The sequence below is a fragment of the Streptomyces sp. NPDC059740 genome (assembly GCF_042733155.1).
Lineage (GTDB): Bacteria > Actinomycetota > Actinomycetes > Streptomycetales > Streptomycetaceae > Streptomyces.
In genome coordinates, this window is the sequence record NZ_JBHWGP010000014.1 from 1 (window position 1) to 25,036 (window position 25,036).

Annotated in this window: 24 protein-coding genes; 10 read left to right on the forward strand and 14 right to left on the reverse strand. The window is 73.9% G+C overall.

All coding sequences use genetic code 11. The features are described from left to right. Positions 1–108 precede the first annotated feature (108 nt). On the reverse strand, positions 109–276 hold the full coding sequence (locus ACFV3R_RS18355) for a DUF3117 domain-containing protein (RefSeq protein ID WP_086831452.1): 168 nt from the start codon (positions 274–276) through the stop codon (positions 109–111). A gap of 358 nt (positions 277–634) precedes the next feature. On the opposite strand from ACFV3R_RS18355, the gene ACFV3R_RS18360 reads away from it, so the two are divergent. Further along, entirely contained in the window at positions 635–1,438 is an 804-nt protein-coding gene (locus tag ACFV3R_RS18360) for an enoyl-CoA hydratase/isomerase family protein (protein ID WP_385583421.1), read from the forward strand. Positions 1,439–1,464: 26 nt separating this feature from the next. Here ACFV3R_RS18360 and ACFV3R_RS18365 read toward each other — a convergent pair whose 3' ends face one another. Both ACFV3R_RS18365 and ACFV3R_RS18370 read right to left on the reverse strand, forming a co-directional pair. Continuing rightward, positions 1,465–2,112 carry a DNA-3-methyladenine glycosylase I gene (locus ACFV3R_RS18365; RefSeq protein ID WP_385583425.1) on the reverse strand — a complete coding sequence of 216 codons (648 nt, stop codon included), beginning with the start codon at positions 2,110–2,112 and terminating at the stop codon, positions 1,465–1,467. Further along, the gene (locus ACFV3R_RS18370) at positions 2,109–2,543 is read right to left on the reverse strand and encodes a DivIVA domain-containing protein (protein ID WP_385583428.1); all 435 of its coding nucleotides are present in this window, start codon (positions 2,541–2,543) and stop codon (positions 2,109–2,111) included. Before ACFV3R_RS18370 ends, ACFV3R_RS18365 begins: the two co-directional genes overlap by 4 nt. 244 nt (positions 2,544–2,787) lie before the next feature. Between ACFV3R_RS18370 and folP the strand changes: the two genes are divergently transcribed. After that, entirely contained in the window at positions 2,788–3,648 is an 861-nt protein-coding gene (gene folP, locus ACFV3R_RS18375; RefSeq protein WP_385583430.1) for a dihydropteroate synthase, read from the forward strand. A gap of 68 nt (positions 3,649–3,716) precedes the next feature. On the opposite strand, the gene ACFV3R_RS18380 is transcribed toward folP, so the two are convergent. Beyond that, on the reverse strand, positions 3,717–4,469 hold the full coding sequence (locus ACFV3R_RS18380) for a TIGR00730 family Rossman fold protein (protein WP_385583433.1): 753 nt from the start codon (positions 4,467–4,469) through the stop codon (positions 3,717–3,719). A gap of 150 nt (positions 4,470–4,619) precedes the next feature. After that, complete coding sequence (dapE, locus tag ACFV3R_RS18385; RefSeq protein WP_385583436.1) at positions 4,620–5,720, reverse strand: succinyl-diaminopimelate desuccinylase; 1,101 nt, start codon at positions 5,718–5,720, stop codon at positions 4,620–4,622. A gap of 41 nt (positions 5,721–5,761) precedes the next feature. Here dapE and ACFV3R_RS18390 point away from each other — a divergent pair, with 41 nt between their 5' ends. Together ACFV3R_RS18390 and ACFV3R_RS18395 are read left to right on the forward strand one after the other, a co-directional pair. Continuing rightward, the gene (locus ACFV3R_RS18390; RefSeq protein ID WP_385583439.1) at positions 5,762–6,712 is read left to right on the forward strand and encodes a heavy metal transporter; all 951 of its coding nucleotides are present in this window, start codon (positions 5,762–5,764) and stop codon (positions 6,710–6,712) included. A gap of 325 nt (positions 6,713–7,037) precedes the next feature. Continuing rightward, entirely contained in the window at positions 7,038–7,499 is a 462-nt protein-coding gene (locus ACFV3R_RS18395; RefSeq protein ID WP_385583443.1) for an ATP-binding protein, read from the forward strand. A gap of 155 nt (positions 7,500–7,654) precedes the next feature. Here ACFV3R_RS18395 and dapC read toward each other — a convergent pair whose 3' ends face one another. Further along, a complete protein-coding gene (gene dapC / locus ACFV3R_RS18400; protein ID WP_385583447.1) occupies positions 7,655–8,758 on the reverse strand; it encodes a succinyldiaminopimelate transaminase in 1,104 nt (367 codons plus the stop codon). Positions 8,759–8,880: 122 nt separating this feature from the next. After that, positions 8,881–9,201, reverse strand: coding sequence for a ferredoxin (gene fdxA / locus ACFV3R_RS18405; protein WP_385583450.1), 321 nt, complete (start codon positions 9,199–9,201; stop codon positions 8,881–8,883). Between the two features lie 138 nt (positions 9,202–9,339). Between fdxA and ACFV3R_RS18410 the strand changes: the two genes are divergently transcribed. From ACFV3R_RS18410 to ACFV3R_RS18420, 3 genes are all read left to right on the forward strand, one after another. Further along, positions 9,340–10,392, forward strand: coding sequence for a GNAT family N-acetyltransferase (locus ACFV3R_RS18410; protein ID WP_385583453.1), 1,053 nt, complete (start codon positions 9,340–9,342; stop codon positions 10,390–10,392). Positions 10,393–10,516: 124 nt separating this feature from the next. Beyond that, positions 10,517–11,434: a tetratricopeptide repeat protein gene (locus tag ACFV3R_RS18415; protein ID WP_385583456.1), complete on the forward strand. Its 918-nt coding sequence runs from the start codon at positions 10,517–10,519 to the stop codon at positions 11,432–11,434. A 78-nt stretch (positions 11,435–11,512) separates the two neighbouring features. Continuing rightward, positions 11,513–12,118: a response regulator gene (locus ACFV3R_RS18420; RefSeq protein WP_385583458.1), complete on the forward strand. Its 606-nt coding sequence runs from the start codon at positions 11,513–11,515 to the stop codon at positions 12,116–12,118. Positions 12,119–12,205: 87 nt separating this feature from the next. Here the strand turns inward: ACFV3R_RS18420 and ACFV3R_RS18425 are convergent, their stop codons facing one another. From ACFV3R_RS18425 to ACFV3R_RS18455, 7 genes are all read right to left on the reverse strand, one after another. Beyond that, a complete protein-coding gene (locus ACFV3R_RS18425; RefSeq protein ID WP_385583462.1) occupies positions 12,206–13,510 on the reverse strand; it encodes a sensor histidine kinase in 1,305 nt (434 codons plus the stop codon). A 405-nt stretch (positions 13,511–13,915) separates the two neighbouring features. Continuing rightward, a complete protein-coding gene (locus ACFV3R_RS18430) occupies positions 13,916–14,653 on the reverse strand; it encodes an ABC transporter permease (protein ID WP_385583465.1) in 738 nt (245 codons plus the stop codon). Beyond that, the gene (locus ACFV3R_RS18435) at positions 14,650–15,606 is read right to left on the reverse strand and encodes an ABC transporter ATP-binding protein (protein WP_385583468.1); all 957 of its coding nucleotides are present in this window, start codon (positions 15,604–15,606) and stop codon (positions 14,650–14,652) included. Before ACFV3R_RS18435 ends, ACFV3R_RS18430 begins: the two co-directional genes overlap by 4 nt. A 186-nt stretch (positions 15,607–15,792) precedes the next feature. Then, positions 15,793–17,832 (reverse strand): hypothetical protein, encoded by a 2,040-nt coding sequence (locus tag ACFV3R_RS18440; protein WP_385583471.1) that lies wholly within the window; start codon positions 17,830–17,832, stop codon positions 15,793–15,795. Positions 17,833–18,103: 271 nt separating this feature from the next. Continuing rightward, on the reverse strand, positions 18,104–18,679 hold the full coding sequence (locus ACFV3R_RS18445) for a DUF6113 family protein (RefSeq protein ID WP_385583474.1): 576 nt from the start codon (positions 18,677–18,679) through the stop codon (positions 18,104–18,106). Then, a complete protein-coding gene (mshB, locus tag ACFV3R_RS18450; RefSeq protein ID WP_385583477.1) occupies positions 18,676–19,602 on the reverse strand; it encodes an N-acetyl-1-D-myo-inositol-2-amino-2-deoxy-alpha-D-glucopyranoside deacetylase in 927 nt (308 codons plus the stop codon). The genes ACFV3R_RS18445 and mshB overlap by 4 nt, the downstream gene beginning before the upstream one ends. Before the next feature lie 290 nt (positions 19,603–19,892). Further along, on the reverse strand, positions 19,893–20,087 hold the full coding sequence (locus ACFV3R_RS18455) for a hypothetical protein (RefSeq protein WP_385583480.1): 195 nt from the start codon (positions 20,085–20,087) through the stop codon (positions 19,893–19,895). Between the two features lie 816 nt (positions 20,088–20,903). Here ACFV3R_RS18455 and ACFV3R_RS18460 point away from each other — a divergent pair. The 3 genes from ACFV3R_RS18460 to ACFV3R_RS18470 all read left to right on the forward strand — a co-directional run bounded on the left by ACFV3R_RS18460 (position 20,904) and on the right by ACFV3R_RS18470 (position 25,036). Beyond that, positions 20,904–21,935, forward strand: a complete 1,032-nt coding sequence (locus ACFV3R_RS18460) for an ABC transporter permease (RefSeq protein WP_385583483.1) — start codon at positions 20,904–20,906, stop codon at positions 21,933–21,935. 133 nt (positions 21,936–22,068) lie between these two features. After that, on the forward strand, positions 22,069–23,877 hold the full coding sequence (locus tag ACFV3R_RS18465; protein WP_385583486.1) for an ABC transporter substrate-binding protein: 1,809 nt from the start codon (positions 22,069–22,071) through the stop codon (positions 23,875–23,877). 181 nt (positions 23,878–24,058) lie between these two features. Then, positions 24,059–25,036 carry an ABC transporter permease gene (locus ACFV3R_RS18470; RefSeq protein ID WP_385583489.1) on the forward strand — a complete coding sequence of 326 codons (978 nt, stop codon included), beginning with the start codon at positions 24,059–24,061 and terminating at the stop codon, positions 25,034–25,036.

A 25,036-nucleotide genomic window follows, 5' to 3' on the forward strand; every position in this document is an offset into this window, starting at 1 on the left:
CGGCCCCTAACTTTCCCCCCGGTTAACCCCCCCGCCGGGGGGGGGCGGGGCTACCCAAGACACTCCCCCCCCCCCCCCCGGGGCCGGCGTGATCCGGAAGAAAGGCCCTCAGCCGACGACCTTCTTCAGGGCCTCACCCAGCTCCTCGGCCTCCTGCGGCGTCAGCTCGACGACGAGTCGTCCACCGCCTTCGAGCGGAACGCGCATGACGATGCCCCGCCCCTCCTTGGTGACCTCGAGCGGGCCGTCGCCCGTCCGCGGCTTCATGGCCGCCATGCTCGTTCCCCTTCCTGCAACCAGCCCATCGCAAGCCGGCGGCCTTCACAGGCGTCGTGTCACCGGCATCGAACACATTGCTTCACCGCATTATCCCGCATGGCAGCACCCGATGACCAACATCGGGTTCCGCCCCCTCCCCCGCACCCATGCGCCGGGCTGCGGCAAAACCCCCTAATTCGGGAAGCGGGCCGGGACACTTCGCCTTCCTGCGGAGACCGCCCGCCCGTCGCGTTTGACGTACATCACACGCGCGAGCCTGCTCGCCCGGGACGATCTCCGGCATCCTGAGCCCCGACCCGCCCCGCGGACCCGGCGGGCAGCCGCCCCGCGGTCCGCCCTGCCGAGGAGTAGCCCGATGGCCGACCCCGTCCTGTACGACCTGACCGACGGACTCGCGACGCTCACCCTCAACCGCCCCGACGCGATGAACGCACTCGACACCGCGACGAAGGAACTGCTGCGCGACCTGTTGCAGGAGGTCGCGCAGGACCCGGCGGTGCGGGCGGTGCTGCTGACGGCCACCGGCCGGGCGTTCTGCGTCGGCCAGGACCTCAAGGAGCACGTGGCGGGGCTGCGCGCCGAAGGGGAGGCGGGCGAGGGGGCCGGGTCGATGGACACCGTCCGCGCGCACTACAACCCGATCACCCTGGCCCTCGCCCAGATGCCCAAGCCGGTGGTGGCGGGCGTGAACGGGGTGGCGGCCGGCGCCGGGTGCGGTTTCGCCCTGGCCGCGGACCACCGGGTCGTCGCGGACACCGCCACCTTCAACACCTCCTTCGCCGGTGTCGCCCTGACCGCGGACTCGGGGGTCTCCTGGACCCTGCCCCGCCTGGTCGGCCCCGGACGCGCGATGGACCTGCTGCTCTTCCCCCGCAGCATCGGCGCCGAGGAGGCCCACCGGCTCGGCATGGTCGACCGCGTGGTGCCGGCCGCCGAACTGGCCGCCGAGGCCGCGCGCGTCGCCCGCACCCTGGCGAAGGGCCCGACCGCCGCCTACGCGGCGCTCAAGGAGTCCGTGGCGTACGCGGGCGACCACTCGCTGGCCCAGGCGCTGGAGCGGGAGGCCGTGCTCCAGGCGAGGGCCGGCGCGTCCGAGGACCACCGGATCGCGGTGGAGGCGTTCCTGCGCAAGGAGCGTCCGGACTTCGTGGGCCGCTGAACCCCCCGGGGCGCCGGAACAGATCGCTAGGACTGCTCCGCCGCGGCCCGCGCCGCGCAGTCGGCGAGGTGGTCGTTGACCAGCCCGCAGGCCTGCATGGTGGCGTACGCGGTGGTCGGCCCGACGAAGCGGAAGCCGCGCTTCTTCAGTTCCCTGGCCAGTGCCGTGGACTCGGGGGTGACGGGCTGGAGGTCGTCCAGGGTGCGGGGCGCGGGCCTGGTCACGCGGTCCGGCGCGTGGGACCAGATCAGCGCGTCGAGCTCGCCCGGCGCCAGGGTGGCGGCCACCTTGGCGTTGGCCAGCACCGCGGCGATCTTGGCCCGGTTGCGGATGATGCCCACGTCGCCGAGCAGCCGTTCGGCGTCCGCCTCCGTGAAGCGGGCGACCTCGGCGATGCGGAAGCCGGCGAAGGCCGCCCGGAAGCCCTCCCGCCGCCGCAGGATCGTCAGCCAGGACAGGCCCGACTGGAAGGCCTCCAGGGACATCCGTTCGAAGAGGGCGTCGTCACCGTGGACCACCCGGCCCCACTCGGTGTCGTGGTAGCGCCGGTAGTCGGCCGTGCCCTCCGAGGTCATGCCCCAGGGGCAGCGCGGAACGCCGTCGGGGGCCGTCTGCACGCCGCGGGAGGCGGCCGTCTCCGGAGCGGCGGCCGCCGGGCCGGTGACCTCGGTCATGCGCCCGCCACCGCCTCGGGGCCGTCCGTGGCGCCGTCGGCCGCGGCACCGGTCACCCCGTCCGCCGTCGCGCCGTCCGCCGCAGCGCCGCCGAGGCCCGCCGGGCCGGGACCGGCCGGGCGGTCGGTGCCGCCCGCGGTCTGTCCCGCCAGAGCCCGTTCCAGCTCGTCGATGCGCGCGTCGCGCTCGGTCAGCTCGGCGGCGAGGCGGTCCAGCACCTCGTCGGTCTCCGTCATGCGGTAGCCGCGGAAGGCCAGCGGCAGCCGCACCCCCTCCACGTCCACCCGGTCCAGCGGGCGGTCGTAGGGCAGCGGGTCGTGCAGGCGGTCGGGCGGCGCGTCCCGCAGGGAGCCACCGTCGCCGCCGCCCAGCACGGCGAGCGCGACCGCGGCGACCACCGCGACCATCGCGATCAGCAAGAACCAGAACACGTCCGTCTCCCGTTGGCTGTACGTCTGGGAGGAATCGTGTCACGCGGCGCGCCCCGATGCCGCGGTTGACGGCCTTCCCCGCGGCAGCGGGCGAGCCCCCGGGCCTCCCGCGGCCCCGCTCCCGGTGTACGAAGCCCTCCCGCGCCGTGCCGTCCTCCGCCCCGGGACGCCGCCGCACCGGCCCCCGCGTGTCACGGGAGGTCGTAAGGTCGCTGGGCGGACCAAGCAAGGGAGAGACGCAACGATGCTGCGGCTGGGAAATCGCGAGTTCGGCCCGGACGAGCGGGTGATCATGGCGATCGTCAACCGGACCCCCGACTCGTTCTACGACCAGGGCGCCACCTTCCGCGACGAGCCGGCGCTGGCCAGGGTGGAGCAGGCCGTGGCCGAGGGCGCGGCGATCATCGACATCGGCGGGGTGAAGGCCGGCCCGGGTGACGAGGTCGACGCCGAGGAGGAGGCACGCCGCACGGTCGGCTTCGTGGCGGAGGTGCGCCGCCGCCACCCCGACGTGGTCATCAGCGTCGACACCTGGCGCCACGAGGTGGGTGAGGCGGTCTGCGAGGCCGGCGCGGACCTCCTCAACGACGCGTGGGGCGGGGTGGACCCGAAGCTGGCCGAGGTGGCGGCCCGCCACCGGGTGGGGCTGGTCTGCACCCACGCCGGCGGCGTCGAGCCGCGCACCCGTCCCCACCGGGTGGTCTACGAGGACGTGATGGCCGACATCCTGCGGGTCACGGTGGGGCTGGCCGAGCGGGCGGTGGAGCTGGGCGTGCCCCGGGAGTCCGTCCTCATCGACCCGGGACACGACTTCGGCAAGAACACCCGGCACAGCCTGGAGGCGACCCGGCGGCTGCCGGAGATGACGGCGACGGGCTGGCCGGTGCTGGTCTCGCTGTCCAACAAGGACTTCGTGGGCGAGACGCTGGACCGGCCCGTCAAGGAACGGGTGCTGGGCACGCTGGCCACCACGGCGGTCTCGGCGTGGCTGGGGGCGCAGGTCTACCGGGTCCACGAGGTGGCCGAGACCCGGCAGGTCCTGGACATGGTCTCCTCCCTGGCGGGCCACCGCCCGCCGGCGGTGGCCCGGCGCGGGCTGGCCTGAGGCCGGCGGCCGGCCCCGGCGCCCTCGGGGGCCGTCGGAGCCGGGACGCCGGGGAGGCGCCGGGGCGCTCAGACCCCGCCGACCTCCTTGGTGACCAGGGCGACCGCCTCGTCCACGTCGTCCGTCAGGTGGAAGAGCTCCAGGTCGCGCGGCGCGGCCTTGCCCTCCGCGATCACCGTGTGGCGCAGCCAGTCCACCAGGCCGCCCCAGTACTCGGTCCCGAACAGGACGATCGGGAACCTGGTGACCTTGCGCGTCTGCACCAGGGTCAGGGCCTCGAACAGCTCGTCCATCGTGCCCATGCCGCCGGGCAGCACCACGAAGCCGCGCGCGTACTTCACGAAGCAGGTCTTGCGGACGAAGAAGTACCGGAAGTCCACGCCGAGGTTGACGTAGGGGTTCATGCCCTGCTCGAAGGGGAGCTCGATGCCGAGCCCCACCGAGGTGCCGCCCGCCTCGTAGGCGCCCTGGTTGGCGGCCATCATGGCGCCGGGCCCGCCCCCGGTGATGACCGCGAACCCCGCCTCCACCAGCGCGCGCCCGAGCCGGATGCCCGCGTCGTACTCGGGGGCGTCCTGCGGGGTGCGGGCGGAACCGAAGACGCTGATGGCCGGCCCCAGTTCGGCCAGCGCGCCGAACCCCTCGACGAACTCCGCCTGGATGCGCATGACCCGCCATGGATCGGTGTGCACCCACTCCGACGGCCCCTGGGTGTCCAGCAGCCGCTGGTCGGTGGTGCCGGAGTCGACCTGGTCGCGGCGGCGCAGCACCCGGCCCAGCCGGCGTTCCTGCGATGTGCGCGCTCCCTCGGGATTGGCCATGACGTGCTCCCTCCGACTGCCTATTGCTTTGCGCTCACCCTAAGTCGTCGCAGGTGACACAGCGGGAAATTCCCCCGGTCGGGAGCGCGGAGGCGGGTGGGACGGCGCGTCGCCGGTGCCGCGCGGCACCGTCCGCAGCGCGCCGCGGGCTCACCCCTCCAGCCAGGCGCGCAGCCGCCGTTCGCACTCCACCACGTGCTCGGCCACCACGTGCTCGTCCCGCTTGTGCGCCAGCAGGGCGTCCCCGGGTCCGTAGTTGACGGCGGGCACGCCCAGCGCGCTGAAGCGGGCCACGTCGGTCCAGCCGTACTTGGGCTGCGGGGTGCCGCCGACGGCTGCCACGAAGGCACGGGCCGCGGGGTGGGTCAGGCCGGGGCGAGCGGCCCCGGAGTGGTCGTCGACCTCGGTTTCGACCACTCCGCAGTCCGCGAAGACCTCGTGGAGGTGGGCGAGTGCCTCCTCCCCGGTCCGGTCGGGGGCGTAGCGGAAGTTCACGGTGACGGTACAGGCGTCGGGGATGACGTTGCCCGCGACGCCGCCCTCGATCCGGACGGCGTTGAGGCCCTCGCGGTACTCCAGCCCGTCGACGACCACCCGGCGCGGCTCGTAGGCGGCCAGCCGCGCCAGCAGGGGCGCCGCGGCGTGGATGGCGTTGGAGCCCATCCAGGAGCGGGCGGAGTGTGCGCGCTCGCCTGCGGTGCGCAGGTGGACGCGGAGGGTGCCCTGGCAGCCGCCCTCCACGTGGTTGCCGGAGGGCTCCAGGAGGACCGCGAAGTCGCCGGCCAGCCAGTCGGGGTGCGCCTCGGCGACCTTGCCCAGGCCGTTGTGGACGTCGGCCACCTCCTCGGCCTCGTAGAAGACGAAGGTCAGGTCGCGGTTGGGCGCGGGGACGGTGGCGGCGATGCGGAGCTGCACCGCGACGCCGGACTTCATGTCGGAGGTGCCGCAGCCCCACAGCACGCCGTCCTCGTCGAGGCGGGAGGGCAGGTTGTCCGCGACGGGGACGGTGTCGAGGTGGCCGGCGAGGACGACCCGCTCGGAGCGGCCGAGGTGGGTGCGGGCCACGACGGTGTTGCCGTGCCGGTCGACGGTGAGGTGGGGCAGCTGCCGCAGCGCCTGCTCCACGGCGTCGGCCAGCACCTGCTCCTGGTGGCTCACGGAGGGGATGTCGACGAGGGCTGCGGTGAGGGTCGCGGCGTCCGCGGAGAGGTCGAGGACGAAGGGCTGCGACTGGGGCTGTGCGGGAACCATGGCGTCAGACCCTACCGGCGCGTCCCAGTAGGCTTGCGGGCGTGTCCTCGCCCTCCCGCGTGTCCCTCCGCACCTCCTGGCTGTGGCGTCTGGCCGTGGCCTTCGCCGTGCTGGTCGGGCTGGTCGCCTATCTCGTCGTGCAGTACGTCACCGGTGGGCCGGGCGTGCCCACCTGCACCGTGGACGCGGGGCACGGCGAGGACCCCTACGAGCTGAGCCCGGAGCAGGCGGCCAACGCGGCGACCATCTCCGCGGTGGGCTCGGCCAGGGGGCTGCCGGAGCGGGCGGTGACCATCGCCCTGGCGACGGCGATGCAGGAGTCGGAGCTGCGCAACGTCCGCTTCGGCGACCGCGACAGCGTGGGCCTGTTCCAGCAGCGGCCCTCGCAGGACTGGGGCACCCGCAAGGAGATCCTCGACCCGGTCTACTCGGCCGGGGAGTTCTACACCCACCTGGCGAAGATCCCGGGCTACGCGCGGCTGCCGCTGACGGTGGCGGCCCAGCAGGTCCAGCGCAGCGCGTTCCCGCAGGCGTACGCCAAGCACGAGTCGCACGCCGCCGCCCTGGCGGGGGCGTTGACCGGGCGCGAGGGGGCCGCGCTGAGCTGCGTGCAGGCCCTGCCCAAGGGCCGGGGGGACGCGAACGGCGCGGCGAAGGTGCGCGGTGCGCTGGTCCGGGAGTTCGGCCCCGGCGTGCTGCCGCGCGCCTCGGCGGGCGCCTCGACGGGCAGCGGGGGTACGCCGCCCTACGAGTTGACGGTTCCGGTGGCCGCCGGCGGGCGGGCCGCAGCCGGCGACCGGTCCCGGCGCGGCTGGGAGTTGGCGAACTGGGCCATGGCTCACTCCGCCGACCTGCGTCTCGAACGCATCTCCTACGCCGGGCGGACGTGGACGGTGGCGGATTCCGGGAAGGGCTGGCAACAGAGGGACGCCGGCGACGGGAAGGCCGCGGAAACCGCGGACGACGGTGTACGCATCGTGATCGCTCACTAGTTCACCCCGTCCCCCGGGCGGAGGCCCGGCGCTCCCGCCCGGCGCTGCTGCGGCACGCCCGCCAACCCCTGCGCGGGCGCCCCCGGTTGCCGAGCTGAGCAGGGCCGACGGCCAACGCGGGCTCGTCACGCCGCAACTCTCTTCACCCGAATCAGGCCGGTTTTCCCCGAATCGGATAGTACGACGCGTTACCGATTCTTTACCGCGGCGCCCCGCAACCTCTCGGTGTCCGCGTCGGTAGTCACGGCGTCCGCCCGGCGGGCACCGGACGTGCGAGCCGCACGCCCTCGTCAAGACCCAAGTCCCTCTCCGTCAAAGGAGCACCATGTCCCTCCCCGTTACGCGTCGGATCGCCCGAGCCGCGCTGCTGGTCGCAGCGGGCGCAGCTCCCGTGGTCGGTGCGGCCGGCGCCGCCTGCGCCGCCGAGCCGGTCGCGGCCCCCAACCTGGGTGGACTGACCGCCGTGGACCCCGGGAGCCTCGGCGACACCGTGGACGGAGCCGCCCGCGGTGCCACCTCCCTCGTCGGTGAGGTCGGCGCGAAGACCATGAAGGAGACCGTCCCGGCCGCCGGCCGCACCGGCGGCGCGGCCGTCAAGAAGGTCACCCCCGCGGCGCAGAAGACCGCCGGGCAGGCTGCCGGCACCGCGGGTGAGCTGGTGGGCGACGCCACGCACACCACGACGAAGAACGGCCTGTCGGCGGCCACCGGCCTCGCCCCGATCACCAAGACCCTCGGCGGCCTCCCCGTCAACGGCCTTCCCCTCAACGGCCTTCCCCTGGTGTGACCCCACCCACCTCCCCGTCCCCGCGCCGGCCACGAGCCTGACGCGCCGGGCGGGAACGCACGAGGGGCCCGTGGACGCGGGAAAAGCGTCCATGGGCCCCTCGTCGCGGTGGGCCCGGGCCGGACGGGCACCGGCGTCCTGCCCGGCGGCTGCGGTCAGCCCGCGGCGACCAGCCGGCGTACCGCGGCCTGCACCCGCTCGTCGCTCGCGGTGAGGGCGATGCGGACGAAGCGGTCACCGGCCTCGCCGTAGAAGTCACCGGGGGCCGCGAGGATGCCGCGTTCGGCGAGCCAGGCCACGGTCTCCCAGCAGGATTCGTCGCGGGTGGCCCACAGGTACAGCGAGGCCTCGCTGTGCTCGATGCGGAAGCCGGCGGCCTCCAGCGCGGACCACAGGGCGTCGCGCCGGTGGGCGTAGCGCTCCCGCTGCTCGGCCACGTGGGAGGTGTCACCGAGCGCCGCGACCGTTGCCGCCTGCACCGGCGCGGGGACCATCATTCCGCCGTGCTTGCGGATCTGCAGCAGCTCGCCGAGGACGTGTGCGTCGCCGACGAGGAACGCGGCCCGGTAACCGGCGAGGTTGGAGCGCTTGGAGAGCGAGTGGAGGGCGAGGATTCCCTCGTAACTGCCGCCGCAGACGGTGGGGTGCAGCACCGAGACCGGGTCGGTGGTCCACCCCAGTTCGATGTAGCACTCGTCGCTGGCGAGCAGCACCCCGTGCTCACGCGCCCAGGCCACGGTGCGGCGCAGTTCCTCGGGGGTCAGGACGCGACCGGTGGGGTTGGAGGGCGAGTTGAGCCACAGCAGTCGCAGCCCCTGCGGGTCCACCTCCCAGGGGTCGTCGTAGGTGACGGGTTCCGCGCCGGCCAGGCGGGCGCCGATCTCGTAGGTCGGGTAGGCCAGCCGCGGGTAGGCGACCCGGTCGCCGGCGCCGAGGCCGAGCTGGAGCGGCAGCCAGGCCACCAGTTCCTTGGAGCCGACGACGGGCAGGACGTGGTGGTGGGTGAGGTCCTTGGCGCCGAGCCTGCGCTCCGCCCAGCCGGTGAGCGCGTCCCGCAGTTCGGCGGTGCCCCAGACGGTGGGGTAGCCCGGGGAGTCGCTCGCTTCCGCCAGCGCCTTCTGGACGGCCTCGGGCACCGGGTCGACGGGGGTGCCGACCGAGAGGTCGACGATGCCGTCGGAGTGCGCGGCGGCGGTCTTCTTGTAGGGCTCGAGCCTGTCCCAGGGGAAGACGGGCAGGCGGTCTGAGACTGCGGGCACGGCGTTCTCTTTCTGCTGGCGGGGCGGCCCCGGAAAACGCCGCGGTCCCGCAGGGCGGCCGGGCCGCCCGAAGGCGGCGGCGGCACGGCCGTACGGGACCGGGCGACGCGGGGTGCGGCCGTTTACTGGTTCTGCGGCGGCAGACTGGCGACGAAGGGGTGGTCGCGCTCGATCAGGCCGAGCTTGCTGGCACCACCGGGCGACCCGAGCTCGTCGAAGAACTCGACGTTCGCCTTGTAGTAGTCCTTCCACTCGTCCGGGGTGTCATCCTCGTAGAAGATGGCCTCCACCGGGCAGACCGGCTCGCACGCGCCGCAGTCGACGCATTCGTCCGGGTGGATGTACAAGGACCGGGAACCCTCGTAGATGCAGTCGACGGGGCACTCCTCGATGCAGGCCTTGTCCTTGACGTCGACACAAGGCTGCGCGATGACGTAGGTCACGCTGTCGTTCCTCCTCGTTAGGGCTGGCGGACCGGTTGGCAGTTCCGCCGCGGGTGCGCGGGAGCGCGGCGTCGTCGATGCCCGCCTCTAGTATCTCCGGTCACGGTCGCGAGACGAACAAGAGGGGCTGACAAAGCTGTGGGTTTCACCGCCGACGCGCGCATGCACGTCCGCATCACCCCCGATGACGTGGGCAGAAGAGTATCCGTCCGCCGCCTGAGCGAGGCGCCGGCAGCGGGTGCGCGGTACACCGACACCGTCGGCGAGCTCACATCCTGGGTGTCAGGTGTGCTGAGCATCACACGCCGGGACGGGGTGTCGGTGTCCATATCGCAGGACGCGCTGGTTGCCGGGAAGGTGATTCCCCCGACGCCGCCCCGGCGCCGCACCCCGAAGGTCTCCACCACCGACCTGGAACGGGTCGCGGCGCGCGGCTGGCCTCCGATGGAGAGCGAGCGGCTGGGCGCGTGGACGCTGCGCGCGGCCGACGGCTTCACCCGCCGCGCCAACTCCGCGCTGGCCCTCGGCGACCCCGGCGCCGACCTGGGGACGGCGGTGAGCGCCGTCGCGCGCTGGTACGCCGAGCGCGGCCTGCCGCCGTACCTGGTGGTGCAGGACGGCGCTACGGGCCCTGCCGGGGAGGACCTCGACGCGGCGCTGGCCGCCCGCGGCTGGACCCGCGAGGCGCCCGCCGTCCTGCTCACCGCGCCGCTCGCCCCGCTGCCGGACACCGTCGACCCCCACGAGCTGGACCGGGTGCGCCTCTCGCGGGAGCCGGACGCCGAGTGGCTGGCGCTCTACCACCACTCCGCCCAGGCCTCCCCCGCCGCACTGCGGGTGCTGAGCGGCGGGCCCTCGGTGTGGTGCGCGAAGCTGCCCGCGCCGGACGGCACGACCGCGGCGATCGGCCGGTTGGTCGTCGACGGGCCGCCGTGGTCGACGACCGGGCCGGGCACGGCGCGCTGGGCGGGTTTCGCCGCGATCGAGGTGGCGCCCGCCCACCGCCGCCGGGGGCTGGCCACCCTGGTGATGGCGGCGCTCGCCCACCGCGCCCTGGCGGAGGGGGCGAGCGCCGGGTACCTCCAGGTGGAGGCGGACAACGAGGGCGCCTGGGCGATGTACGAACGCCTGGGCTTCACCGAGCACCACCGGTACCACTACCGGCGCGGCCCGGTGGCGGGGTCCGCGTGAGGCGCGGGGCGGTGCACGGCGGTCCGTGGCGGGTCCGCTGCGTCTGCCCGGCGGCTGCGGGGCACCCGGGGGGCGGTGGCTCCCCCGCAGCCCCCCGTGACGACGACGGCCACCGGAGCGCCCGATGAACTCCGCACCCCGACCCGAGACCCACGCGCTGCCCGACCGGCGGGAGCGGTTCGCGCAGGCCGCCCGTGAGGAGCGGCCGGACCTGGCCCTGCTCTGCCTCCTGATCGGCGCGGAGGCCGACCCCGCGCTGGACGAGGCGGGGCTGGACGCCGCGCAGATCGAGCTGGACCGCCTGGCCGGGCTGCTGCCCGCCACCCACCAGCCGCCCCCGCGCCCGCCGGACACCGCGGGCGGACCCACGCCGCTCCCCTCCGAGCAGGTCGGCTCGCCCGCGTCCTGGGCCCGGGACGTCGCCGGGTTGCTGGGCGGGCGGGAGGGTTTCCACGGCGCCGACTCCGACTACCGGCGGCTGGAGTCGTCCCTGCTGCACGAGGTGCTGCGGCGCCGCCGGGGGCTGCCGATCCTGCTGTCGGTGGTGTGGCTGGAGGTGGCGCGCCGGGCGGGGCTGCCGGTGTACGGGGTGGCGCTGCCGGGCCACTTCGTCGTCGGGTTCGGGGACCCCTACGGTGACCACGCGCTGGCCGATCCCTTCACCGGCGGGCTGCCGCTGAGCGAGGAGGACGCCGCGGCGCTGGTGGCGGGCGGGGAGGGGCTCGCGCTGACGGCGCGGCTGCTGGAACCGGCGCAGCCCCTGGAGATCGTGGGGCGCGTCCTGAACAACATCCGCGCCTGGGCCGCCACCCGGCCGGAGCAGTCCGCGGTGCAGCTGTGGGCCATCGAGCTGGCGATGCTGCTGCCGAGCCGGCCGGCGCGGTTGCGGTACGAGCGGGCGCAGGTGCTGGTGCAGCGCGGCGAGTACCTGCGCGGCGCGGCGGAGCTGGAGGGCTACGCGGACATCGTCGAACCCGTCGAGCCGGGGACCGCGCAGACGCTGCGCGCCCAGGCGGCCTCGGCGCGCGCCATGCTGAACTGACCCCGCGGGTCCGGGCCGCCGGTGGCCGACGGTCCCGCGCCCGGTCCCCGGACGGCCGTCCCGCCGTAGAATCCCGGCGTGATCAGAGTGCTGCTGGCCGAGGACCAGTCGATGGTCAGGGAGGCGCTGGCGGCGCTGCTCGGCCTGGAGGGCGACCTGGAGGTGGTCGCGCAGGCCGCGCGGGGGGACGAGGTGGTGGCCGCGGCGCGCGCCGGGGCGGTGGACGTGGCGCTCCTGGACATCGAGATGCCGGGCATGAGCGGCCTGGAGGCCGCCGCGGCGCTCCGGGAGGCGTTGCCCGAGGTCCGCGTCGTCATCCTCACCACCTTCGGGCGCCCCGGCTACCTGCGGCGGGCCATGGAGGCGGGGGCGTGCGCGTTCCTGGTGAAGGACGCGCCGGCGGCCCACCTGGCGGACGCGGTGCGGCGGGTGCTGGCGGGTGAGCGGGTCATCGATCCGACGCTGGCAGCGGCCGCGCTGGCGGAGGGCGCGAGTCCGCTCACCGACCGGGAGCGGGACGTGCTGCGGGCGGCTGCCGACGGCTCGACCAACGCGGAGATCGCGCGTTCCCTCAGCCTCTCCTACGGCACGGTCCGCAACTACCTCTCCACCGCCGTGCAGAAGACGGGCGCCCGCAACCGGGCGGAGGCGGTGCGCACGGCGCAGGAGAAGGGCTGGTTCTGAGCACGGGCAGCGGACGGGGCAGGCCGGGCCGCGGGCACCGGACCCCGCACCCGGGCCGCCGTCGCCCGCTCTCCGGACGGGCCGGCCTCACGTCCTGCCTGCCGCCTCCGGCCCGTCCCCCCTGGCCGCGGCCGCGTCCGGGAGCGGCACCAGGGCCCGCAGGGCGAAGCCCCGGTGGCCGGCGGCCGGGCCGGTGTGCAGGAGGCCGTCGGCCAGGGCGAGCCGTTCGCGCAGGCCGGTCAGCCCGTTGCCCTCGTGGTGGGCGCGGGGCGGCCCGCTCCCGTCGTCGAGGACCGTGAGGCAGAGGTAGGAGCGGCCGTCCTCCCGCTCCCGGTGCAGCCGCACCTCGCAGCGGCCGGCGCCGCTGTGCCGCACGACGTTGGTGACGGCCTCCCGCACGGACCAGGCCAGGGCGGACTCGGCGTCCCGGGACAGGACGGACTCGGCGTCCCGGGGCGGCAGACCGTCCGGGACGGGGGCGACGTCCGCGGTGATCCCGGCGGCCCGCAGCGCCGCCTTCGCCCCGGCGAGTTCGACGGCGAGCTGGGGCCTGCGGTAGCCGGTGACCGCCTCCCGGACGTCCACCAGCGCCTGCCGGCTCACCTGCTCGATGTCGCTGACCTGCTGCGCGGCGTCCTGCGGCCGCTCCGGCAGCATGCGGCCGGCCAGCTCGCTCTTGAGGGTGATCAGCGACAGGGAGTGGCCGAGCAGGTCGTGCAGGTCGCGGGCCATGCGCAACCGCTCCTCGCCGGCGGCCAGCCGGGCCACCTCCTCGCGGGCGGCACGCAGCTGGGCCGTGGTGCGGATCAGGTGCTGGACGCCGACCATGGCGAACCCGCTGGCCAGGCAGGGCAGCGCGTAGGCGGGGAGGTAGTCCTCCAGGCCGTGGTAGCGCAGGGCGACCAGGACGAGCACGCCGGTGACGGCCGGGACCCACACCCGGGCGCCCCGCCAGGGCAGCACGATGCCGCCGGCGACCGAGGTGAAGATGAACATCACGAGCCAGTCGGGCCCCAGCACCAGCGAGAGCACGACGGACAGGCCGCCCATGAGCCCGGCGATGCCGTACAGGGTCCGCGCGGGGATGGGCCGGCCCACGATCCGGACCACGAGGACCAGGTAGAGGCCGACGAAGAACAGCAGCCCGAGGGTGCCCAGCGCGCGCTCGAGGGGGTTGAGGGTGACGTGGTGGCCCCCGGCCTCGTAACCGCCGGAGACCAGGACACCGACCGGGCCGACCAGGTAGATGAGCCAGAGCCCGATCCACACGGTCTTGGAGACCGCCTCCCGCCAGTTCCTGGCCGACTCGCCGATGCGGACGCGGCCCTCCTCCGGGCCGCCGGGTCCCGGCAGACCCGGCCGGTCGGTGGTGACGGTGTCGGTGGGCTGCACCGGCGTCTTCCCTTCTGCGCATCGGTGAGGCGGGCGCCCCGCCCCCGATGGTGCCCGACCGGGCCGCACTCTGCGGTTGAGGCGGACGGGGTGAGGCAGGACGGGGTGAGGTGTGCCACTGCGTCCGCGAGGCGTCGTCCGGGGCACGCCGGGGTACGCGATCCTCAGTTGACCGGGGTCCATACCGGTTGAAAGGGTGTGAATCCCCGCAACGTCTACGAGAGGGAGGCTCCATGTCCTCGAAGCGACGCCGTAAGAAGAAGGCCCGCCGCAAGAACGCGGCCAACCACGGCAGCAAGCCCCAGTCCTGACGGGGCCGCGAGCCGGCCACCGGGCCCCGGGAACCACCTCGTCGGTGGTTCCCGGGGCCCGGTGGCGTGTGGGACGCACCCCCGTGGCGTCCCGTCACGCCTTGCGGGTGTCCTTGCGGTAGCGCCAGGCGGCCAGGCCGGCGAAGACCAGGAGGTAGCCGACGAGCAGTGCCACGTCCTTGGCCCGGGGCGCGTCGCCGACCTCCATGGACTGGCCCAGGCCCGCATAGGCGTGGGTGGGCAGCCACTCGGCGATGTTCTGCACCCAGTCCGGCAGGAACGTCAGCGGCATCCACAGGCCGCCGGCGAAGGCCAGGACGAAGAAGACCAGCATGGCGACCGGACGGACCGCGTCACCGCTGGCCAGGTACCCGATGGCGACGCCCAGCGCGGCGAAGACGAAGCTGCCCAGCCAGGTCGCCACCGCGATGGCCACCCACTGCCACACCTCCAGCCGCACGCCCTTGACGGCGCCCGCGGTGGCCAGCACCAGGACGATCGAGGGCAGGCTGACGGTGGCCGCGGCGGCGATCTTGGCCATGACGTAACCGCGGCCGGGGAGCGAGGTCAGCCGCAGCTGGCGCACCCAGCCCTTCTCGCGCTCCTTGGCGATCCGCTCGCTGTTGCCGAGCAGCACCGCCGTCATGGCGCCGAACGCGGCGATGGAGACCATGTAGTACAGGTTCAGGTTCAGGGCGGTGCCCGGGACCTTGGCGCTCCCGGCACCCCCCGCGATGATCATGTACAGCACCGGCGGGTAGATCACCGAGAAGAACATGAAGCGCTTGTTGCGCAGCGCGCGGACGATCTCCAGCTTGATCAGCGTGTTCATCGTGCCGCCTCCTGGGCGGTCGCAGCGTCGGTGAGGGCGATGAAGGCCTGCTCCAGGCCGAGCCCGGAGACCTCCAGGTTGCGGGGGTAGAGGCCGGCCCCGTAGACGGCGTGGACGGTGGCGTCGGCGTCGCTGGACTGGATGCGCACCGTGCGGCCGGAGACCTCCAGCGAGACCAGCGCGGGCAGCGTTCCCAGCCGGTCGCGGTCGATGTCGCCGGCCAGGTCGAAGACGATGCGGCGCGCCCCGGCCCTGGCCTTGATCTCACTGGCCGTCCCGTCGGCGAGGACCTTGCCCCGGTGCAGGACGATGACGCGGTCGGCGATCGCGTCCGCCTCCTCCAGGTAGTGGGTGGCGAAGAGCACCGTGCGCCCGCTGCGCGCCTGGTCCTTCATCGTGCCCCAGAAGGTCTGCCGGGCGGTGACGTCCATGCCGGTGGTCGGCTCGTCCAGGACGACCAGGTCGACGGCGCCGGCGGTGGCCACCGCGAACCGGACGCGCTGCTCCTGGCCGCCGGAGAGCTTGTCGACGAGGCGGTCGGCGATGTCGGTGATGCCGGCGGTGGCCAGCACCTCCTCCACCGGGTGCGCCTTGGGATGCAGGGAGCAGGCGAGTTGCACCAGTTCCCGGACCTTCACGCCGTCCATCAGCGCACCGCTCTGCAGCATCGCGCCGACCCGGCCGGTTTCGATCGCCCGGCGCGGGGTGGTGCCGAAGACGGTGACGGAGCCGGTGTCGGGGTTGCGCAGCCCCAGGAGCAGGTCGAGCGTGGAGGACTTGCCGGCGCCGTTCGGGCCGAGCAGGGCGACCGTCTCACCGGGGTGGAGCTCCAGGCTGAGGTCGCTGACGGCTCGCACGCTGCCGTAGCTCTTGCCCACCCCTTCGAAGGTGACCACGGGTGGGGCGTCGCGCCGGGGTGGGGCGCTGGGTTGCGGGGTGGCTTGCGTCGTCATGCCACCACTGTCGCGGATGCGGCCGGCGCGGGGCAGTGTCAGCGGTCGTCAGGTGGCGGTGACAGATGTCATGGGGGGACCCCTGACCCCGTCCCCTAGGGGCCGCGGCAGCCCCGGCTGCGCCGCGGGGCGGGACGCGGGAGGTGTCCTCCGCGTCCCGCCCCGCCGGCGGTGTGTCCCCGGCTCTCAGCCGGCGTCGCCGAGGACTTGCGTCCGCCCGGCCGGGTCGGTGGACCGCAGGGCCTGGTTGAGGGCGACCGAGACGAGCTCGGGGGTGACCGGCTTCGGACCCGAGGCGGTCTCGACGGTCTCCCCGTCGAAGGTGGCGCCGTAGAGCGCGTGCAGCGCCTTCAGGTCGTAGTGCGGCTGGAGTTGCCCGCCGGAGACGACCGTCATGGACAGGAACTTCGGGATCGACTTCTCCGGGCTGAAGGAGATCGAGTGGACGGCGTCGGTGCGCACCGTCACCATCCCCGACATGGCCGGCTCGGCGAAGGTCTTCATCGCCTTGTCGATGGCCGCCTTGGTGACCGCCGGCTGCTGCTCGGTGGCCTTGAGGTGCACCGGCACGTTGCGGCCGTCCACGGCGCGCTGTTCGTAGGCCGCGGCGACGGCCTTGCCGGAGGCGCTCGCGTCCACGGCCCGGTAGGTCTGGCCGTAGTGCGGCACGGCGCGGCCGTGCTCGAAGGTGATGCCGCCCGCCTCGGCCGCGTTCGCGGGGCCCGTGGCGGTGCGCAGCGCGGCCGTCAGCTTCTCGTCGTCGACGACGACGGCCGGGTCGGCGGCGTGCGTCTGCCCGAAGAGGGAGCCGATGACCGAGACGGGGTTGTAGTCCCGGCCCGAGGCGTGCTCGACGGTGGCGTCGGTGTCGATGCGCAGACCGGCCTTGGACGGCTGGAGGGAGACCGACTTGCCGTCGACGTCCAGGGTGAGGGGGGCCGTGGGCCGGTCGCCGAGCGCCTTGTCGAGCTTGTCGACGGCGTCCTCCCGGTTCATCCCGCCGATGTCGACCCCGAGGGCGGTGGTGCCGTTGGGGATGTCGGCGTGGTCGAGCAGCAGCCCCGCGCCGTAGGCGACACCGGCCACCACCACGACGGCCGTGGCGAGCAGGACGAGCTTGTTGCGGCCCTTTTTCTTCGGCGGGTTGATGGGCTCGGGGATGGGCGGCAGCGACTTGCGGGGGCCCTCGTCCTCGGCCGGCACGACCGGTCCGGCGTCGAAGGGCGAGCCGTCGAAGGGCGAGGGGGCCGGCTTGTCGTTCGCGGACACCCGCGGGATGCCGCCGGGGGCGGTGTCACCCGCCCCGCGAGGCGCGCCGCCACGGGGCACCCCGCCGGCGATCCCCGGCGGGGTGCCGTGGTCGGGGGCGGGCGGCTGCGGGGTGAGGACGGCGGTGTCGTCGGCTGCGACCGGGTGGCCGCCGGTGGCCGCCGGGTCCTCCCGGTCGGTGCGCCCCGGGCCGGCCGGCGCGCCGGCGAAGCCGGGCGGCAGGTCGAGCGAGCCGCTGCCGAGGCCGGGGCCGGTGGTGGGGCCGGCGGGGCGGGGCGGCCGGGTGCCGGCGGGCGGGGTGCCGTACGGGCTCCCGTGGGCGCCGTACGGGTCGGCGTCCGCCGCCGGGGCCGGGCTGTCGAAGGGGCTGCCGGGCGGGGTGGCCGGCCCGTCGAACGGCGAGGCCGCCGGGGTGTCGAACGGGGTGGCAGGCGCGGGCTCGTCGAACGGCGAGGGCGTCTGGCCGGTGGCGAACGGGTCGGCCGCCTGGCCCGTGGCGAACGGGTCGGCTCCGCCGCGGGCGCCCGGCGCACCGGGGCCTGACCGGTCCGGCCGGCCCGGGTCGCCGGCCGGGCCGGGGCCGGTGCGCTGGGCCGGGGGCTGCTGCGCCGGCCCGGACGCGCCGGGGGCGCTCTGTCCGCCGCGCGGCTTGCGGGGCGCGAACCAGTCGCTGGCGCGCTCCGGTTCCCGCTTCTCCTCGGCGGCGGCCGCGGGGGCCTCGGGCCGTGGTGTGGCGCCGGTGCGCGAGGGCAGGGGCTCGGCCTCGGGGACCTCCTCGGCCTGCGCCTCGGGGCGGGGCGCGTCGTCCGTCACCGGCGTGCGGACCACGACCGGCGGGATGGGCCGCGACCCCGGAATGTTGATCTTGATGCGGGTGGTCAACGTGGTCTCGGTCTTCGGCTCCTCCGACCGCGACTGGTCACCGGCGGTTGCGGCCTTCTCAGGGTCCGGGGACATGCCGTACGGCGTGGTGCCCGAGGGGTACGCGGTCGCACCGCGCCCCTGACCGGAGGACGAACTGTCAGATTTACGACTCAAAGCAGGATCTCCCGGATTGGCTCCGCCGCTCGTCAGAGATGGTCCCCCAGCCCGCGGCCGGTAGGCGCCCCAGGGCGGCTCGGCGGCGCCACCACCATACTTGCCACCGCCGGTGCGCACCCTCCGCCCGGAAGAAGGGACCCGGACGGCGGACCGGACACGCCGTCCGCCGTCGCGTCACCAGCCGACGTCAGCCGCCGAGTCGGGACGCCCGGGGGCCCGCCGAGGCCATGTGCGCGGTGGTGGCGCAGATCACAGCGACGGCGATACCGCCCAGCAGGAAGAGGTAGGAGCCGGCACCGGCGGCGAACAGGAAGTCGCCCTCGGGGCGGGCGCCGGCGAGGCTGATGACCGCCACCAGCCAGCCCGCCGCGGGCACCAGCGCCCCCCAGGTGCTGCGCACCAGCCGGGCACCACCGTGCAGCACACCGGCGGTGGCGGCCAGCGCCAGCACCAGTCCGCCGGGGAACCAGGCGGCCTGCAGCAGCGCGCCGGCCCCGGCCACCAGCACGCCCAGGAGCAACAGCGCCACGCCCAGCAGGGCGTTCAGGTAGCCGGGGCGTGCGCGGGTGCCGTCCGCACGCCCGGCGGCCTTCGACGCGCCCCGCGCGTCGCCGTGCGGGGCGGCGCTCCGGGCGCCCGCCTGTGGTGCCGGCTTCGCTCCGGCACGCCCGGTGCCGGCCCGCTGTCGCCGCCCGGCCTCGCGGGCCGTGCCGGTCCCGTCCTCGGAGCGCCGTGGTTCGCGGGGCCCCTTCGCGGCGCTCACGCCGCCTCCCCGTCGCGTCCGGCGCCGCCCTCGTCACCGCTCACGCCGGCGAACAGGTCGCTCTCCCACTCCCCGGGCGGGGCGGCCGGCGTTCCGCGCACCAACTGGTAGTACTCGGTGGCGAACAGGGGCTGGCCCTTGTCGTTGGAGAGCGCGAAGAACGGGCCGTCGACCGAGATCTGCGTGACGTGCTCCCGCATGGCGGCGGCCTTGGCCCGCGCGTGCACCTCGCCGCCGTCGATCGCCGCGGTGACGAGGTCGTCGTCCACCACGCCGGGTACGTCCTCGACCGCGGCCACGCCCGGGAACCCGTGTCCGGTGGCCCGCAGCCGGGCGAAGCCCTCCTCGGCCACCGAGCGGGGCAGCCGGTTCCAGTAGACCTTGGCGACCGGGTGCGCGGGGCCCAGGTCGGCGCGGAAGGACGGGTCGGCGGCGAGGTCGACGGCGCGCATCGCCACCCGGTGGGCCTGGATGTGGTCGGGGTGGCCGTAGCCGCCCTCGGTGTCGTAGGTCACCACCACCTGGGGGCGGACCTCGCGCAGGACGGCCACCAGGTGGGCGGCGGCCTCGTCGAGGTCGGCCTGCCAGAACGCCCCGGGCCGCTCGTTGCTCGCCACGCCCATCATGCCGGAGTCCCGGTAACGTCCGGCGCCGCCGAGGAAGCGGTGGTCGCGGACGCCGAGGGCCCGCATCGCCGCGGCGAGTTCGCCGACGCGGTGCTCGCCGAGCGTGTCCTCGCGGTCGGCGGTCAGGTGGGCCAGCCCGGGCGGGATCACCTCGCCCTCCTCGCCGCGGGTGCAGGTCACCAGGGTGACGTGGGCGCCCTCGGCGGCGTACCGGGCCATGGTCGCGCCGTTGTTGATCGACTCGTCGTCCGGGTGCGCGTGCACCAGGAGCAGACGGCGGCTGGGGAGGTCGGTCATGGGTCCAGCCTACGAGGCGGCGGCCTCCGGCCCGCCGGGTGTACCGGGGACGGCCCGGTCGCCGTCCGGTCGCACCAGTGCCGTGTCCTCCCGGGCCCGGGGGCCCGCGCCGGCCGCCGTCGAGACGGCCGGGGGCCGGGCACGCCGGACGGCCGGACCCACGGCCTTCCGCCGGCCCCTTCAGCCCTCAGCCGGGGAGGGGCGCCGGGGCGGCCCCGCCCACCCGCTGCCCGCCGGGCTGCCGGGACGGGCGGCGCCGGGCTCGCCGGGCGGCGGGGTGCGCGGGACGCTCAGAACTTGATGCCGCCGATCATCCCCGCCACGTTCGACGTGAGCTGCTTGATGGTCGGCGCGATGGACGAGCTGGCGAGGTAGAAGCCGAGGAGCACGCAGACCAGTGCGTGCCCGGTCTTCAGTCCGGCCTTCTTGACCATCAGGAAGACGATGATCGCCAGCAGCACCACCGCCGAAATCGAGAGTGCCACGGCGGCTCACCTCCACATACGCTCAGTCGGGACGCACTCGGATGTTGTGGGACACCGGGGCGCACCGGGCAGCGCGAACGAGGGCGACCCCTCGCACGCAGAGGTCACCACAAGCAGCTCTCCCCGGAAACCGGCCCCCGTAGGGATCATAACTTTCCGCTCACGCGCATATGTCGGGTGCACAGGTGCAGAGAGGGGGCGCACGGCCCCGGCAACGTGGTGCCTAAGGCTTGCAGTTGACGTTCCGTCAGGTCAGCGCCGTGCATGCTCGCCGGACGCCCCATGACGCACATCACCCACTCGTGGGACGGAGCGGCACCGGCTCCTCCGCCGCCCGATCCGGCCACCACGGCCCCCGCACGCGACCCTCACCGGACCGCCACACCGGCAGCGCACCGGCACACACGGCGACCGGCCGGGGCGGCGAGCCACCCCGGCCGGTCCACGGCACCCGCACGGCCGTACACCCAGAAGACTCCACCGCGCGCATATCGGTGCCACTACAGGGGGGTTGCCGTCGCGTTAAGCCGCATCCGGGCCACCGACGGCCCGAAGGCTCCCGCCGTGCACCCGTCCGGGCCGAGCCGTCCGGTCGCGCACCGTGGGCGGGGGCGCCCATGCCGGGCCGTCCCCGCCCCTGTCAAGCACGCCCGGGCGTCGATCTGCCCACTGTTGCCTCAAGAAGCGGACGGACGCAGGTCAGGTGCCCCCATCCCCTTGACTCGGTGTTGCGGGTCTTGCGAAAGTCCGCAACAACCACGCACGTCACCGACGGCGTGACCGTTTCAAGAGAACCTGGCACGGGGGGACTTCGCGATGACCAGTCCGTCCCAGGCCGCCCTCACCCCGCCGGGGACCCCGGAACCGGGTACCGGCGGACTGAGCGCCGAGACCGGCGGCGCGGGCGGTGAACCGGTCGGGCGCTCCCCCGGCCGGCTGATGTGGCTGCGCTTCCGGCGGGACCGGGTCGGCGTGGTCAGCGCCTGCGTGGTCCTCTTCTTCTTCCTGGTGGGGCTGGCGGCACCGCTGATCTCCGCGGTCTACGGCAAGGACCCCTACACCCGCTACGGCCAGATCACCCCGGGCCTGCTGTACAACGGCTACCCGGCCGGCGCCAACGGCGGCGTCTCCGGCCAGTTCTGGTTCGGGCTGGAGCCGGGGCTGGGCCGCGACGTGCTGATGCAGCTCGTCTACGGCATCCGCTCCACCCTGTTCCTGGCGCTGGCCATCACCGTCCTCTCCGTCCTCACCGCGATCGTGCTGGGCGTGAGCGCCGGCTACTTCGGCGGCCGGACCGACTACCTGCTCGGCCGCCTCATCGACCTGCTGATGGCCTTTCCGCAGCAGCTGTTCTTCGTCGCCTTCGTCCCGGTGGTGGGAGCGGCGTTCGTGGCGCCCGGTGACGAGATGCCCACCTGGCTGCGGGCGACCATCCTCATCGTCGTCATGTGGTTCCTGGGCTGGATGGCGCTGGCGCGGCTGCTGCGCGGTCAGGTGCTCTCCCTGCGGGAGCGGGAGTTCGTGGAGGCGGCACGGATCTCGGGTGCCTCGCCCGCCCGCATCATCCGCCGCGAGCTGCTGCCCAACGTGGTCACCCCGATCCTCGTCCAGGCGACGTTCATGCTGCCGTCCTTCGTGACGAGCATCGCCGGTCTCTCCTTCCTGGGCGTCGGCCTGGTCGAGCCCACCCCCGACTGGGGGCGGATGTTCGCCAAGGCCGCCGACTACTACCACCGGGACATCACCTACCTGTTCTTCCCCGGCGTCTCGATGGTGGTGTTCATCGTCGCGTTCAACCTCCTCGGGGACTCCGTCCGCGACGCCTTCGACCCGAAGAAGGCCCGCTAGCCGGGTGGCCCTCCCCCGGCCCGGGCCGGCCCCCGGCCCCCGTGAACCCACAGCAGCGTCGACCCGAGCCGGCCGCCCGCCGGCCGCGCCCGGGCCGGCGACCGGAACAACGACAGGCAGGTGCATGCACACCGTGTGGAGAAGATCGCGTACAGGCAGGGTCCGCGCCTCGGTCCTCGCGCTGTCGGCGGGGGCCCTGGTCCTCACCGCGTGCAGCGCCGGCGCCAAGCCGGAGGGCGGCGGGGCGGACGACGGCCGCAAGGACGCCCAGCGCCAGCAGGCCCAGGTCATATCCTTCGGCGGCGCGGACGTCTCCAAGGGGCCCGCGCCCGGGATATCCGGTGCCCGCAAGGGCGGGACGCTCACCGTCTACCAGCGGGACGACTTCGACACCCTGGACCCGGGGCAGATCTGGACGCCGGACGAGTCGGCCGTCGAGACGCTGCTGACCCGCCGGCTGACCACCTACCGCCACGACGAGGACGGCAAGTACACGGTCGTCGGCGACCTGGCGACGGACAGCGGCGAGATGTCCGACGGCGGGAAGACCTGGACGTACCACCTCAAGGACGGCATCAGGTTCGAGGACGGCTCGCCGATCACCTCGCAGGACATCCGCCACAGCGTGGAGCGGCTCTTCGCGCCCTTCATGACCGACGGCCCCAACTACCTCCAGCAGTGGCTGGCCGGCGGGACCGACTTCCGCAAGCTGCTGCCGGGCGGCGGCTACGACGGCAAGCACCTGCCGAAGTCCGTGCTGGAGACCCCCGACAGCAAGACGGTCGTCTTCCACTTCCACAAGGCCGTCGGTGACCTGCCGTTCGCCCTGACCATGTGCGGGTACGGCGTGGTGCCGCACGGGGCGAAGGACACCAGGGAGAAGTACGCCAAGAAGCCGCTGTCCTCCGGCCCCTACAAGGTGGCCCCCGGCTCGTACCAGAAGGGCAAGGGCATCCGGCTGGTCCGCAACACCGCCTGGGACCCGAAGACCGACGCCACCCGCCACCAGTACGTGGACGCCTTCGACGTCCAGTCGGGGGTGGAGTACTCCGTCTCCACTCAGCGTCTGATCTCCGACAGCGACCAGAACCGGACCGCGGTCAGCTTCACCAACCAGGTCGACGCCGCCAACCTGCAGAAGGTCGCCGACGACCCGGACGTCAAGAAGCGCTCGATCTCCGGCTACCAGCCGTACGTGGGCAACATGGTCTTCAACATGTCCCGCCTGAAGGACAAGCGCATCCGTGAGGCGATCGCCTACGCCCTGCCCGTCCAGTCGATCGTGGACGCCTACGGGACCCCGGGCGGCGGTGAACTCGCGGGCGGCTACATCGGCCCCACCCTCTCCGGCTACAAGGACATCGACCCGTACGGGAAGCTGAAGAAGCCGCAGGGCGACGTGGCGAAGGCCAAGAAGATCCTCAAGGCGGCCGGCAAGTCCGGCATGAAGCTGACCTTCGCCCACCGCGACGACGAGGAGTCGCAGAACTTCGCCGTGGCCGTCGCCGACAACCTCCACAAGGCGGGCTTCGACGTCCAGAACGTCACCATCTCCGCGGACAGCTACTACAAGACCATCGGCAACCTGAAGAACCCCTACGACATCTTCCCGACCTCCTGGAGCAGCGACTGGCCGAGCGCCTTCTCGGTCATCCCGCCGACCCTGGACGGCCGCCTCATCGCCGAGGGCGCGCCCAACTACTCGCACTACGACAACCCCGCGGTGAACAAGGAGATCGACCGGATCTCCCAGATCACCGACACCAGGAAGGCCGCCGACGAGTGGTTCGCGCTCAGTGAGCGCATCCTCAAGGACGACCTGCCGCAGCTCCCCACCCTCTACTACAAGTACGTGCAGGTGGCCGGCTCCAAGGTGGGCGGGGTCGTCGCCGACGACATCCTGAGCGGGGTCGACCCGACCAGGCTGTACGTCAAGCAGTAGCCGCCGGCGGGCGCGGTCCGCGGCGCCCGCCACCGGTGCCGCGCCCGCCTCCCGTCTCCGGCGCACCCCGTCGGGCGCGCCGGCCACCGGCGTCCCCGCGCCGCCGGCGGGGCCCGGGCCGCCGGTGCCGCCCGGGCCCCGCCACCACCGCCCCCGTGCCCCACGAGAGCTGCGACCCGTCATGCTGCGATTCCTCTTCCGCCGGTCCCTCGGCGCGCTGGTGATCCTGGTACTCATCAGCGCGTTCACCTTCTTCCTGTTCTTCGCCGCACCCCGCGACCCCGCCCTGACGGCGTGCGGCAGCCACTGCAACGCGCAGTCGCTGGCGCTGATCCACCACAACCTGGGCCTGGACCGGCCGGTCCCCGTCCAGTACTGGGAGTTCATGAAGGGGATCTTCGTCGGGCGCCAGTTCTCGCTCGGCCCCTGCCCGGCGCCCTGCTTCGGCTACTCCTTCTCCGACGGCGTCCCCGTCTGGAACACCCTGGTGGACCGGTTCCCCGTGACGCTCTCGCTCGCGCTGGGCGGGGCGGCGGTCTTCCTGACGGTGGGCCTGGGCACCGGGATGATCGCCGCCTGGCAGCAGGGCAAACTGGTCGACAAGGTGTTCAGCTCGCTGTCGCTGGTGCTCGGCTCGATGCAGATCTACTTCGTCGGCCCGATCGTGCTGGCGCTGCTGGTGTACAACACCGACCTCTTCGACCAGCCGGCCTACGTGCCCTTCACACAGAACCCGCTGCACTGGTTCACCGGGCTGATCATCCCCTGGTGCGTGCTGTCGATCATCTTCACCGCCCAGTACACCCGCATGGCGCGCTCCGCCCTGGTGGAGCAGCTCGCCGAGGACCACGTGCGCACCGCGCGGGCCAAGGGCATGTCCCGGGCGACGGTGTTCTTCCGCTACGCCTGGCGCGGTTCGCTCATCCCCATCGTCACCATCTTCGGTATCGACCTCGGCTCGCTCTTCGGCGGCGCGATGATCACCGAGAAGACCTTCGCCCTGCCGGGGCTGGGCCGCCTCGCGGTCGACTCGGTGGCCCAGGTGGACCTGCCGACGGTGATGGGCGTGATGCTCTTCTCCGCCTTCTTCATCGTCGTCTTCAACATCGTCGTGGACGCCGCGTACGCGGTCATCGACCCGCGCGTCCGTCTGTCCTAG

Bases quoted from the DNA above. Each gene is read 5' to 3' on its own strand.
- ACFV3R_RS18440 (WP_385583471.1), bottom strand. From the start codon at position 17,832: ATGTCCCCGGACCCTGAGAAGGCCGCAACCGCCGGTGACCAGTCGCGG.
- ACFV3R_RS18380 (WP_385583433.1), bottom strand. From the start codon at position 4,469: ATGGCCAATCCCGAGGGAGCGCGCACATCGCAGGAACGCCGGCTGGGC.
- ACFV3R_RS18395 (WP_385583443.1), top strand. From the start codon at position 7,038: ATGTCCCTCCCCGTTACGCGTCGGATCGCCCGAGCCGCGCTGCTGGTC.
- ACFV3R_RS18415 (WP_385583456.1), top strand. From the start codon at position 10,517: ATGAACTCCGCACCCCGACCCGAGACCCACGCGCTGCCCGACCGGCGG.
- mshB (WP_385583477.1), bottom strand. From the start codon at position 19,602: ATGACCGACCTCCCCAGCCGCCGTCTGCTCCTGGTGCACGCGCACCCG.
- folP (WP_385583430.1), top strand. From the start codon at position 2,788: ATGCTGCGGCTGGGAAATCGCGAGTTCGGCCCGGACGAGCGGGTGATC.
- ACFV3R_RS18355 (WP_086831452.1), bottom strand. From the start codon at position 276: ATGGCGGCCATGAAGCCGCGGACGGGCGACGGCCCGCTCGAGGTCACC.
- dapE (WP_385583436.1), bottom strand. From the start codon at position 5,720: ATGGTTCCCGCACAGCCCCAGTCGCAGCCCTTCGTCCTCGACCTCTCC.
- ACFV3R_RS18435 (WP_385583468.1), bottom strand. From the start codon at position 15,606: ATGACGACGCAAGCCACCCCGCAACCCAGCGCCCCACCCCGGCGCGAC.
- ACFV3R_RS18460 (WP_385583483.1), top strand. From the start codon at position 20,904: ATGACCAGTCCGTCCCAGGCCGCCCTCACCCCGCCGGGGACCCCGGAA.
- ACFV3R_RS18365 (WP_385583425.1), bottom strand. From the start codon at position 2,112: ATGACCGAGGTCACCGGCCCGGCGGCCGCCGCTCCGGAGACGGCCGCC.
- ACFV3R_RS18360 (WP_385583421.1), top strand. From the start codon at position 635: ATGGCCGACCCCGTCCTGTACGACCTGACCGACGGACTCGCGACGCTC.
- ACFV3R_RS18430 (WP_385583465.1), bottom strand. From the start codon at position 14,653: ATGAACACGCTGATCAAGCTGGAGATCGTCCGCGCGCTGCGCAACAAG.
- ACFV3R_RS18470 (WP_385583489.1), top strand. From the start codon at position 24,059: ATGCTGCGATTCCTCTTCCGCCGGTCCCTCGGCGCGCTGGTGATCCTG.